Here is an 11,707-nt window from a genome sequence, read left to right as displayed (position 1 = left end):
GTCCCCCATCGGCCCGCCCACCTCGAACCGCCCGGTCGGGTTCACCAGCAGCCGGTACCCCTCGGTGTCCAGCTTGACGCCGGAGTCCAGCAGTTCCCGGATCTCCCGTTCGACCACGAACTCACGGATGTCCGGGGCCAGCAGAGTCTCCAGACCGATGTCGGGAGCGTGCTGGCTGGAGACCACGACGGTGTCCAGGCGGACGGCCCTGTCCCCGTCGTACTCCACCGTCACCTGCGTCTTGCCGTCCGGCCGCAGGTAGGGGATGGTGCCGTCCTTGCGGACCGCGGTCAGCCGGCGGGCCAGACGGTGTGCGAAGTGCACCGGCAGCGGCATGAGTTCGGGGGTGTCGTCACAGGCGTAGCCGAACATCAGGCCCTGGTCCCCGGCGCCCTGCCGGTCGAGTTCGTCCTCCTCGCCCTCGACTCGGCTCTCGTAGGCGGTGTCGACGCCCTGGGCGATGTCCGGGGACTGTGCCCCGATCGACACCGACACCCCGCAGGAGGCGCCGTCGAACCCCTTCTGCGAGGAGTCGTAGCCGATCTCCAGGATGCTGTCCCTGACCAGCGCGGCGATGGGGGCGTAGGCGGTCGTGGTGACCTCGCCGGCGATGTGCACCTGGCCGGTGGTGATCAGAGTCTCCACGGCCACCCGGGAGCCGGGGTCCTCGCGCAGCAGGGCGTCCAGGACGGTGTCACTGATCCGGTCCGCGATCTTGTCCGGGTGGCCTTCGGTGACCGACTCGGAGGTGAACAGCCTTCCTGTTGCGGCCATGTCACCTCACCTCTGCCCGGAAGTAGTTGTCCTCGATGGCCTTCAGGGAGCGGATGGCGTCGACCTCCAGGGTCTCCATCTCGATGGGCCGTCCGCTGATCTGCTCCAGGTGGAAAACGAATTCGACGAAGGACAGCGAGTCGATCAGCCGGTGCTCGATGAGATCGAGTTCGGCGGGGATGTCGTCGCGGTCCGGGTGACGCTTGAGAATCCAGTCCTTGATCTGCTGGATACCGTCGGCCATGGCAGGCTCCTCACTACTGAGTGTCGGGTCGGGAAGGGGGTGACGGTGGCCCGGTGGGCGGTCCGGGGGCACCGAGGACGGGAGCGGCCACGGCGACCGCGTAGTCCACGTCGTGGCTGATGCTGACGGTGATCTCGGCGATGCCCGCCTCGGCGGCCATGCGGTCTGCCGAGCCGCGCAGTTCGATCAGCGGCCAGCCGCCGGTGGAGCGGCGGATGACGATGTCGCGCCAGGGCAGGACCCGGTCCCGCACCCGGAAGGTCTTGAACACCGCCTCCTTGGCCGCTATCCGGCCGCAGAGGATCAGCACGTCGAGTCCGGTGGAGTTTCGGCAGTCGGCCAGTTCGGCTGGGGTGAGCATCCGCCCGAAGAAGGTCTCGCCGTGATCGTCGAGGAGCCCTCTGACCCGGGTCGCGGACACGATGTCCATGCCGAGATTCGCCCAGACCGGACCGCTGGCCGCGGTGGGTCGGGCCGGCACCTCAGTGCACCGACCTGGCCCGCACGACGGCGGTGGCCGCCTCGTCCCAGCCTCCGTGCCGGCGGACGAGGGCCGAGAGCCAGCGCTCCAGGCCGAAGGCGACACAGCTGGTGAAGGCCGGCCCGCCGGTGGACTCCAGGGTGATGGAGCACCGGTCGCCGAAGAAGTTGCGGTGGGTGTTGACGGAGGCGATGGCCAGGTCCTCGAACAGGAACTCGTGCTTGACCGGGACGAGTCGTTGCAGGACCGCCTTGGCTCCGCCCTTGTCGTAGAAGGGGTCGCAGGCCGCCTCCCGGCGCAGCGGCAGGTCGAGTGCGGCGGCGAACGCGGTGATCCGTTCGGTGAAGGTCCGCAGGTGCTCGTCAGCGTGTTCCTTGCTGCCGATGGCGACGATCTCCCGCATCCGGAAGGAGAGCTGGCGCCGCAGCCCCTCGTACCGGGCTTCCTGCCGGAAGCACCAGGAACACACGGTCACCAGGGTGTCGCCGGGCAGCCGGCGGTTCCGGTTCTCCAGATACACCGCGTAGCAGGCGGCGGACGGCAGTCCCAGCGCGGCCGGCAGGAGCGCGTCGCACGGAAAGCAGCCTGTGTCGCAGCAGAACGGCGAACTGCTGGTGCGTTCCAGGTCGAGCGGCGCTGCCACCACCGCCTGGTGGGGGAAGTTCTCGTAGTAGTCGAGCCGGGCCAGATCGGCTGCCGGCAGCAGCGGCGGCATGGTCACCGCGTCGGCTCCGGCCTCCACTCCCCAGCTTTCGAAGGTGTCGTCGAGGAGCCGCATGAGGGCGGTCGCCTCGGAGCCTAGAGCGTGCAGACCCGCCGCCGGTGTCAGGATGTCGGTCGTGGCGGACATGTTCTGGTGCCACCTCGCAATGGTGGTCGGAGGGTGAGGGGCGGACGGTGCTCAGACGACGGGCAGTTCCTCGTCGGAGAAGATGCCGGTGCGGCGGAAGAAGGCGAGCGGCTTGCGGATGATGCGCCGCTCGATGGGGCGTCGCAGTTCGTCGGCCACCAGGGAGTTGCGCAGCCCCAGAGGGTCGGGGACCCCCGCGTCGCGGTAGACATGCGGGTTGTAGAGCGAGTTGACGCTGAAGACCACGTACCGCTTGAGGTAGGCCTCGACCTCCCGGCAGCGCTCCTCGTCGATGCGCTCCCGCATCCGGTCGTGCAGCAGGGTGACCAGTTCGCGGCCGAAGGCGATGTGCCGGGACTCGTCCTGGTGATGGATGCGGTTGACCTGGCGCACGGTGTCGCACAGCGACGCGTCCTGCGCCATGCGGCTGTTGTAGTGGTCGACCAGTTCCTCGAAGAAGAGGATGCGGGCGAAGACCAGGAAGTTCTCCACCTCGGGTTCCCAGTCGGACTCGGCGCGCATGGCCGTGGAGGAGTAGATCTTGCCTCCGTAGCGGCGGCAGAACTCCGCGAAGAACCACATGTGCTCGTTCTCCTCACCGATGAAGTGGTGGAAGAAGTCCGAGGGCACCTCGAAGCCGGGCATGTGGATGCGGTTGACGACCTCGATGAGCAGTTCCCTGATGCCGTGCACGTTCAGGCTGTAGAAGTTGATGCTCTCCCACTTGGAGAGCCGGATGAGGGTCTCCTCCCCGAGTTCCTCGAAGTGCCGCGTGCCGTAGGGCGTCAGGAGCTCCGGGCTCATCCACAGGCGGTTCTCGTCCAGCCGGTCCGGCCAGTCGAACTGCTGGTACGGGTTGTAGTAGTCCTCGATCGACTTGGTGCTGAGCCGGTCGAGGACCTCTTTGAAGCGGTCGGTGACGGGCAGGGCTGCGACGGGCATGGACGTGTCCTCCTGGTGCTCGTGGCGGGGCGGGGAGTCAGGGCCGGACCTCGTAGACGGCGTTGACGGGGGTCTCGGTGGCACGCCTCCACCTGCTGAAGCCGGCTTCCTTGGCGATGCCTCCGAAGGCCTGCTCCCCGGAGTGATTGCCCAGGGCGTGCGGCCCGCGCTGGGCGACGGCGACGGGGAGGCACATGACGGCCGACAGGCTCATGAACATGCGCGCGGCCGGGCCGGCGCCGCCGGTGACGTGCTCGGGGCCGGCGTTGGTCTCGACGAGCATCCAGGTGCCGTCGGGGTCCAGGGAGCCGCGCACGTGCCGGGCCGCCGCGACCGGGTCGCCCATGTCGTGCAGGCAGTTGAAGAAGGTCACCAGGTCGTAGTCCTGGCCGGGGAAGTCGTCGGCGGAGGCGACCTCGAAGACCACCCGGTCGCCGTGGCCGGCGTCCTCGGCCAGCCTGCGGGCGATGCCGATGGCCTCCTCGGAGTAGTCGTAGCCGTGGATGACCGCCTGCGGAAACGCCTCGGCCATGAGCAGGGTGGTGTGGCCCACTCCGCAGCCCACGTCGGCGACCTTGCCGCCGGCCCGCAGCTTGTCGGTCACCCCGTGCAGGGCCGGCAGCCACTCCGGTATCAGCTTGTGCCGGTAGATGGGCTGGAAGAAGCTGCCCATGCCGGTGTCCAGGGCCGCGTCGTGCTCGGCCCAGCCCACCCCCTCGCCGGTCCGGTAGGCCTCGACGAGCAGGTCCTCGGTGGCGTAGAGGGCCTTGAGGGCGGTGAAGAAGCCGGCGCTGTAGGTGAGCGAGCCGGGGTCGGCGAGAACCGCGGCATGAGCCTCGGGGAGCCGGTAGGCGTCGGCCAGCGGGTCGCGCTCGACGTAGTCGGCGCTGAGCTGGGCGTGCAGCCATTCCTGGGCGTAGCGCTCGGCGATACCGGTGTGTCCGGCAAGCTCGGCCGGCGTGAGTGGCCCGTGCGCTGCGAGGGCCCGGTAGAGGCCGAGCCGCTCGCCGAGCGCCACGGTCAGACCGCGGACCGCGGCTGCCGCGTCGCCGATCACCTGCTGATGGAAGTCCGTGGGGTCGGTCATCGCACTGTCTCCTCGTCGCTGGGCATGTCACAGGTGAACAGGAAGGAGCGCGGCACCCGCGGCACGGAGCGCGGCTGCACGTCGTAGGGCCAGCGGCCGAAGTCCGCGCCGGGGTCGCCGGGCTGCCTGACCTCCCGCACCTGCCAGCCGCACTCGGTCAGGAGGTCCTCGGGTTCTTCGGTGCCGAACAGCCAGGGATTGCCGTCCTCCTCCAGGGCGCGCAGGAAGGGACGGGAGAGCGGGTTGTGCAGGGCCGTGCGGCTGATGACGTCCCCGGCGAGCACCGATCGGGGGGCGCTGTGCTGGGCGAGGGTGGCCAGCAGCGCGCGGACGGCCGGCTCGGGGAGGAAGAACAGCAGCCCTTCCACGACCCAGAGGGTGGCTTCCTCGCTGCGCCAGCCGGCCTCCTTCAGGGAGCCGGTCCATTCCCCGGTGAGGTCCACGGGCACGGGGTGGCGGCTGCGGCCGGCCGGGACGGGTGTCCCGTCCAGGAGCGATTCCTTCGCCTCCAGGAGGGCGGGGCGGTCCAGTTCGTAGACGGTGGTGCCGTCCGGCAGCGGCAGCCGGAAGCAGCGGGTGTCCATCCCCGCGGCGATCATGACGACCTGCCGGATCTCCCGCTCGCGGAGGGCGGCCAGCATCGCGCGGTCCAGATAGGTGGTGCGGATGGCCAGGAACGGCACGGTTCCGGCTCCGGCATACCGGTCCAGCAGGTCGAATCCGGTGCCGGCGGCGACGGTGCGGGCGTAGGGATCGTGGAAGAGCCGGTCGGCCCGCTCGCTCTCCAGAGCACGGGCCGCGGCGGTCCACTGGGCAGTACGGGATACAGCCTCCACGGGAGGTTCCCTTCGGTCGGGGGCTCTGCGGTGGGTGGCCGGCACTCAGCCGCGGGCGGCGTGCACCGGGTCCTGGCCGGCGGGCATCGACACGGAGGCCGAGGCCGGCCGGCGCCGGAAGATGCTGTGCAGGATCATGCTGAAGACGACCGTGCCCCCGTCATCGGTCAGCGTGCACCGCGGGCGCACGATGCCGGTGCCGGGGCTGGTCAGTGACGGCCCGGAGCCGAGAATCTCGACGCGCGCGGTGAGGACGTCGCCGGGGCGCACCGGGCGGTGGTAGCGGATCTCGTCCACTCCCGGCGAACCGGTGCAGTGGCTGTAGGCCAGCAGGCCTTCGACGTAGCGGCGCATGAACAGCGAGGCGGTGTGCCAGCCGCTGGCGATGAGCCCGCCGTAGGGCGTCTCACGGGCCAGGCCGGGGTCGGTGTGGAACACCTGCGGATCGAAGCGCCGGCCGAACTCGACGACTTCCCGCTCGGAGACGGTGACTGTTCCCAGGTCGTGCACGTCGCCGGTCCGGAAGTCCTCGAAGTAGCGCATGGCTCCCCCTTCGCCTCAGGGTTCGATCGGACCATCATGCTTGTCATACACCAAGGTATTGGCGAGCCATTTTTTTTGTCAACCCAAATCTACTGCGAGTTCAGGACAGCTTCAGGGCGTTCTCGATGTCGGACCACAGGTCCTGCGGGTGCTCGATGCCCACGGCGATCCGTACCGTGCCCTCACCGATCCCCGCGGCCCGCAGCTCCGCCGCGTCCAGCTCCCGGTGCGACGTGCTCGCCGGGTGGGCGACCAGCGTCTCCACACCCCCCAGCGACAGGGCGAGCTGAGCGACGCGGACCGACTCCACGAAGCGGCGGCCGGCCTCCCGTCCCCCCGCCAGGTCGAAGGAGAGCATCCCGCCGCCCCCGGACAGCACCCGCCGGGCCGTCTCGTGGGAAGGATGGTGCGGCAGCAGCGGCCACCGCACGGCCGTGACCTCCGGATGCCCGGACAGCCGTCCGGCCAGCAGACCCGCGTTCTCGCAGTGCTGACGCATCCGCAGCGGCAGCGTCTGGATGCCCCTCAGCGTCAGCCAGGCCGCGATCGGGGCGGCGGTGGACCCCAGCTCCACAGCCCGCTGCCACACCTCGCCGTGCAGTTCCCGGTCGGCGAAGACCACCACCCCGCCGATCACGTCGGAGTGCCCTGCCAGGTACTTGGTGGCCGAGTGCACCACGATGTCCGCGCCGAACTCGATGGGACGGCACAGCACTGGAGAGGCGAGGGAGTTGTCCACCACCGAGACCACGCCCGCCTCGCCTGCCACGGTCATCAGGCCGGGCAGGTCCGGCACCTGGGCGGTCGGATTGGCAATCGTCTCCAGCAGCAGCAGACGGGTCTCCGGCAGCAGCACACCGGCCAGCTCCGCCGGGTCGTCGCCGGAGATCCGGTCGACCTCCACGCCGAACCGCTCCTGAAGATCCCGGAGTACGGCGTGAGTACCCCCGTAGAGACAGCGCTGGGCCACCACGTGGTCGCCGGGTCGCAGCAGGGAGAGGAGCACGGCGCTGATGGCTCCCATACCGGAGCCCGTCGCCAGGGCCGCGGCGCCCCCCTCCAGGCCGGCCACCGCCGCCTCCAGCGCCGCCACCGTCGGGTTGCCGCGCCGGCTGTAGACGAATTCGCCCTCGGGACCGGCCATCGCGCGGGCCAGCGCGTCGGCCGAGTCGAAGGCGAAGGCGGAGGACTGGTGGACGGGGGTGCTCAGCGGCCTGCCGGAGGCCGGGGACGCCGGCCTTCCGGCGTGCACGGCGCGGGTCTGCGGATGAAGCATGGGTCACCTCGTTCGTCTCGTTGGTGGACGCGGGAAGCGGCGCACAGGCGGGCCGCCCCGGCGCCGGGGCGGCCCGGAACGGCGAAGGGGCCGCCCGCGCCGGTGAACGGCGCGGGACGGCCCCCAGGTGGTACAGCGGTCCGGTCGGGCTCAGTCGCGCGGAGCTCGGGGCAGCCCACGGGTCATACGCCGACCTGCTCACCCCGGGTGCCGGGGGTGCCGGACCCCTCGGCGGGCCCGCCCGCCGGTGCGGGCCGGTCGCCGCGCATGAACACAGCCGTGAGGACGGCTCCGGCGAACGCGATCCCGGCGGCACCGAGGAAGCCGGCACCGAAGCCCTCGGTCAGTGCGGGGAGATCACCGAGCTGCGAGGCACCCATGGTGGTGGCCACGGCGGTCATGGCCGCCAGCCCCAGCGCGGAACCCACCTGGTAGGTGGTGTTGACGATGCCGGAGGCCAGACCCGCCTGCTCCGGCGGAGCCGCGGACATGGCCGCCATCAGGCCTGGGATGTAGGCCAGCGCCATGCCCAGGGCGGCCACCAGCGAGGCGGGCAGCACATCGACGACGAAGGTGCCGGTCGGCTCGACCCGCGACAGCCACACCAGGCCCAGCGCCAGCACGGCGAGTCCGCCGGTCAGCAGGTTCTTTGTGCCGAAACGGCCCATCAGCCGGGCGGTGATGCCCACCATCACGACCATCAGGAGCGTGGTCATGGGGAGCAGCGCGGCACCGGCGGCGAAGGCACCGTAGCCGAGCACCTGCTGCAGGTAGAGGTTGAGGAAGTACCACATCGGGATCCACGCCGCACCCAGCAGGACCATGGCCAGGTTGGCCGAGGCCAGCCGGGGGGTGCGCCAGATGCTCAGCGGCATGAGAGGAACCTTGATGGTCCGCTGGATGATCAGGAACAGACCCAGCAGGAGCACGGCACCGCCCAGTCCGAGCACGGTCTGCGCCGAACCCCAGCCGATCGCCTCGTCCTCGGTGCGGACCACGGTGAACACCGCAAGCGCCAGACCGCCGGTGACGGCCACGGCCCCGAGCCAGTCCACCGAACCGCGGCGGCTGTCGACGGCGGGCAGCAGGCCGGTGAAGAGCAGCGTGGCGATGCCGATCGGCAGATAGATCCAGAAGATCCACGGCCAGCTCATCCACTCGGTGAACACGCCGCCGAGGAAGACACCGGCGGTGCCGCCGGCGGGTGCGGCCGCGCCGTAGACGGCCATCGCCTTGCCGAGTTCCCTCGGGTCGTGGCTGAACAGCATCATCAGCAGGGTCATCGCGGCCGGTGCGATGAAGGCACCGCCGACGCCCTGGACCGCGCGCCCCAGGATCTCCGCACCGGGGCTCGTCGCCACCGCGGCGATCACCGAACCGGCCATGAGCACGATCCATCCGGCGGTGAACACCTTCCGGGCGCCGAGCAGATCGGACAGCCGGCCACCCAGGAGCAGCAGGCCGCCGAAGGCGATCACATAGGCGTTGATGACCCACTGGAGATCGCCCTGCGTGAAGCCGAGATCTCGCTGCATCTCCGGCAGCGCCACGCCGACGATCGACACATCCATGATGACCATGAACTGAGCGGTGGCCAGGACCATGAGGCCCCACCAGCGCCGGGGATTGACGGTTGACATCTCTCTTCCTTCCCACAATACCCCTGGGGGGTATACCATGCCGGGAAACATAGCATACCCCTGGGGGGTACGTAAGGGTGCCGCCTCACCTCCTCCCCGAATGGATGAAAACCGGCCCGCCGGCGATTACCTGCCGCGGCAGCGGCCGGAGAGCTCGACCCGCAACTGCAGGCAGACCCCCAGCACGCGGCGCAGCAGCGTGATGTCGACGGCCCCGGACGCCGGACGGCACAGCGGCGCGCACGCGCGGCCGGCCTGAGAGGACGTCAGGTCCTTGGTGAACGAAACCATGCCGAGCCTATACCCGGCGGGGGTATAGGCCATGCGTGGGCCGCCGCGGTGGGCGGCAGGTCCCCCGATAGGGTTGGCGGGTTCGAGCCGAGCGGAACGGAACGGGATGACATCGAGCGACACGGCGCCCCCGCGGCACATCCTGGTGGCCACGGACCTGTCCGCACAGTCGGGCCCGGCCGTCGCCAGGGCCGCCCGGCTCGCCGCGCGGCACGGCGCACGGCTGACCGCGGTGTTCGTGGCGGAGCGCGGCACCGATCCGGAGCTGACCGCCTACGCCGCCCGGCGGCTGCGCGAGCACGCCGAGGAGCACGCCACCGGCCTCGGCGCCGCTCCCGCGGAGACGGTGGTGACCGAGGGGCGGACCGCCGCCCGGATCCTGGCCGAGGCCGAGGAACGCGGCGCCGGTCTCCTCGTGGTGGGCGCCCACGGCGCGCACCGGCTGCCCGAGGCCCTGGTCGGCAGCACCGCCCAGAACCTGGTCAGGGCGAGCCACTGCCCGGTCCTGGTCGTCAGGGGCCCGGCCACGGGCGAGTACCGCACGGTGCTGCTGGCCGTCGACACCTCCCGGATCTCCCTGGACGCCGCACGCACCGGGAGCGCGCTCACTCCCGGCGCACGCCACGTCCTGGCGCACGCCGACATCGTGCCCGGCGAGCACCTCATGGTGATGCGCGGTGCCGGCGAGGAGGCCCTCACCGAGCTGCGGAGGGTGAGTACCCGGCGGGCCCGGGCCGCCATCGGCGAACTGGCCGCCGCGCTGGACCCCGCCCCGGCGGAGATCGTGGTGGAGTCCGGGCGGCCGGAGAGCGCGCTGCCCGCCCTGAGCGCCGGGCACGGCGCCGATCTTGTGGTGGTGGGCACCGGCACGCACTCGAAGCTGGGATACGTGCTGCTGGGCAGCGTGGCGGAGCACGTGATCCGGGAAGCCCCGGCGGACGTTCTCGTGGTCCGGGGGACGCGGGCATGATCCACAGCCCGCCCGCTCCGGCCCGGACGGCCGCCCGTCCGCCCCGCCCCCCGTTCGTCCGTCCCTCGTCCTGATCGGCGGAAACCCCATGGACCTGCACGACTTCCCGCTCATCGCCGCCGTCCTGGCCATCTCCGCGCTGGCCGGGCTGCTGGCCACCCGGCTGCGCCAGCCGCTGATCGTCGCCTTCATCGGCGTGGGCATCCTGGTCGGGCCGACCGGCCTGGGCTGGGTCACGGCCGACGGCACCATCGAACTGCTCGCCCGGCTGGGCATCGCCATCCTGCTGTTCCTGGTCGGCCTCCGCCTGGACCTGCACCTGATCCGGACCACCGGGCCGATCGCCCTGGCCACCGGCCTGGGCCAGGTCGTCTTCACCTCGGGCGTCGGCTATCTCATCGCGCGGGCCCTGGGCATGGACAACGTGACCGCCCTCTACGTCGCGATCGCCCTGACCTTCTCCTCGACGATCATCATCGTGAAACTGCTGTCGGACAAGCGGGAGCTGGAGACGCTGCACGGGCGCATCGCCATCGGTTTCCTCATCGTGCAGGACATCGTTGTCGTGCTGGTGATGATCGCGCTGACCGCCTTCGGGCAGCCGACGGGCGAGAGCCTGGGCCACGACATCGCGCTGACCGCCGTGAAGGGCGTCGGCCTGCTGGCAGGCATCGCCGTCCTCATGAAGTGGGTGCTGCCGTGGCTGCTCCCGCACATCGCCCGCTCCCAGGAACTGCTGGTGCTCTTCGGGGTGGCCTACGCGGTGGCCGTCGCGGCGCTGAGCGAGTGGCTCGGGTTCAGTTCCGAGGTGGGGGCGTTCCTGGCCGGTATCTCGCTGGCCACCACGCACTACCGCGACGCCCTGGGGGCCCGCCTGGTCAGCCTGCGCGACTTCCTGCTGCTGTTCTTCTTCCTGGAGCTCGGCGCCGGCCTGGAGTTCGCCGACGCGGCCCGGCAGCTCACCGACGCCGCAGTGCTGTCGGCGTTCGTCCTGATCGGCAACCCGCTGATCGTCGTCGTGATCATGGTGGCGATGCGCTACCCCGCCCGGATCGGATTCCTCTCCGGGCTCACGGTCGCGCAGATCTCCGAGTTCTCGCTCATCCTGGCCGCCCTGGGGCTCAGTCTGGGGCACATCACCAACGCCACGGTCAGCCTGATCACGGTCGTCGGGCTGATCACCATCGGCGGCTCGACCTACCTGATCCTGTACTCGCACCAGATCTACGCCCGGATCGGACACTGGATGTCGCGATTCGACCGGGCCGGCAGCGAGCGGCCGGACGAGGACGGCGCGGACCGCGACGTGGACGTGATCCTCTACGGTCTGGGCCGGTTCGGCGGGCACGTGGCCGACCGGCTGGCCCGCGGCGGCCACCGGGTGCTGGCCGTCGACTTCGACCCCCACCTGGTGACGAACAACGAACGGCCCGGGGTCACCGCGGTGTTCGGCAGCGCGGAGGACGCCCACTTCCTGGAGGCGCTGCCGCTGGGCCGGGCCCGGTGCGTGGTCAGCACGGTCCCCCTGCTGGAGACGAACAAGGCCCTGCTGCACGGCCTGCGGGAGCACGGCTTCACCGGCCGGGTGGCCCTGACCGCGCACACCGCGCGGGACGCCGAACAGCTGCGGGCCACGGGCGCGGACACCGTCCTGGAGCCCTTCGCCACCGCCGCCACCTCCACCGTCGAGACACTGGAGGACCTGATGCGCCGGGAACCGGCCGCCGGGGAGAACTCCTCCGGAAGCCGGTAACCGTTCGCCGGCGGGGGCGG

The 11,707-nt window shown here is 70.8% G+C and carries 13 protein-coding genes; 2 read left to right on the top strand and 11 right to left on the bottom strand.

Annotated features, from left to right (window positions below; all coding sequences use genetic code 11):
* The 11 genes from ABD299_RS19180 to ABD299_RS19130 all read right to left on the bottom strand — a co-directional run.
* A partial coding sequence (locus tag ABD299_RS19180; RefSeq protein ID WP_344264044.1) for an S-adenosylmethionine synthetase N-terminal domain-containing protein occupies positions 1-774 on the bottom strand: 774 nt, incomplete at its 3' end.
* 1 nt (position 775) lies between these two features.
* The gene (locus ABD299_RS19175) at positions 776-1,018 is read right to left on the bottom strand and encodes an acyl carrier protein (RefSeq protein ID WP_344264042.1); all 243 of its coding nucleotides are present in this window, start codon (positions 1,016-1,018) and stop codon (positions 776-778) included.
* Positions 1,019-1,031: 13 nt separating this feature from the next.
* A complete protein-coding gene (locus ABD299_RS19170) occupies positions 1,032-1,448 on the bottom strand; it encodes a holo-ACP synthase (protein WP_344264040.1) in 417 nt (138 codons plus the stop codon).
* Positions 1,449-1,500: 52 nt separating this feature from the next.
* On the bottom strand, positions 1,501-2,349 hold the full coding sequence (locus ABD299_RS19165) for a class-II aminoacyl-tRNA synthetase family protein (protein WP_344264038.1): 849 nt from the start codon (positions 2,347-2,349) through the stop codon (positions 1,501-1,503).
* 51 nt (positions 2,350-2,400) lie between these two features.
* On the bottom strand, positions 2,401-3,291 hold the full coding sequence (locus ABD299_RS19160; protein WP_344264036.1) for a diiron oxygenase: 891 nt from the start codon (positions 3,289-3,291) through the stop codon (positions 2,401-2,403).
* 37 nt (positions 3,292-3,328) lie between these two features.
* A complete protein-coding gene (locus ABD299_RS19155) occupies positions 3,329-4,378 on the bottom strand; it encodes a class I SAM-dependent methyltransferase (protein WP_344264034.1) in 1,050 nt (349 codons plus the stop codon).
* The gene (locus ABD299_RS19150; protein ID WP_344264032.1) at positions 4,375-5,214 is read right to left on the bottom strand and encodes a class I SAM-dependent methyltransferase; all 840 of its coding nucleotides are present in this window, start codon (positions 5,212-5,214) and stop codon (positions 4,375-4,377) included. The genes ABD299_RS19155 and ABD299_RS19150 overlap by 4 nt, the downstream gene beginning before the upstream one ends.
* A gap of 45 nt (positions 5,215-5,259) precedes the next feature.
* Positions 5,260-5,757 carry a MaoC family dehydratase gene (locus tag ABD299_RS19145; protein WP_344264030.1) on the bottom strand — a complete coding sequence of 166 codons (498 nt, stop codon included), beginning with the start codon at positions 5,755-5,757 and terminating at the stop codon, positions 5,260-5,262.
* 100 nt (positions 5,758-5,857) lie between these two features.
* Positions 5,858-7,033, bottom strand: a complete 1,176-nt coding sequence (locus tag ABD299_RS19140) for a trans-sulfuration enzyme family protein (RefSeq protein WP_344264028.1) — start codon at positions 7,031-7,033, stop codon at positions 5,858-5,860.
* A 182-nt stretch (positions 7,034-7,215) separates the two neighbouring features.
* Positions 7,216-8,673, bottom strand: coding sequence for an MFS transporter (locus tag ABD299_RS19135; RefSeq protein WP_344264026.1), 1,458 nt, complete (start codon positions 8,671-8,673; stop codon positions 7,216-7,218).
* Positions 8,674-8,799: 126 nt separating this feature from the next.
* Positions 8,800-8,964, bottom strand: a complete 165-nt coding sequence (locus tag ABD299_RS19130; RefSeq protein WP_344264024.1) for a hypothetical protein — start codon at positions 8,962-8,964, stop codon at positions 8,800-8,802.
* Between the two features lie 106 nt (positions 8,965-9,070).
* Between ABD299_RS19130 and ABD299_RS19125 the strand changes: the two genes are divergently transcribed.
* Together ABD299_RS19125 and ABD299_RS19120 are read left to right on the top strand one after the other, a co-directional pair.
* Positions 9,071-9,934: a universal stress protein gene (locus ABD299_RS19125; protein ID WP_344264022.1), complete on the top strand. Its 864-nt coding sequence runs from the start codon at positions 9,071-9,073 to the stop codon at positions 9,932-9,934.
* An 88-nt stretch (positions 9,935-10,022) separates the two neighbouring features.
* A complete protein-coding gene (locus ABD299_RS19120) occupies positions 10,023-11,687 on the top strand; it encodes a cation:proton antiporter (protein WP_344264020.1) in 1,665 nt (554 codons plus the stop codon).
* The last annotated feature ends 20 nt before the right edge of the window (positions 11,688-11,707 follow it).

Source organism: Streptomyces sodiiphilus (assembly GCF_039529215.1).
In the GTDB taxonomy this organism is placed as follows: Bacteria; Actinomycetota; Actinomycetes; order Streptomycetales; family Streptomycetaceae; genus Streptomyces; species Streptomyces sodiiphilus.
This window is presented reverse-complemented; position numbering and strand designations above follow the sequence as displayed.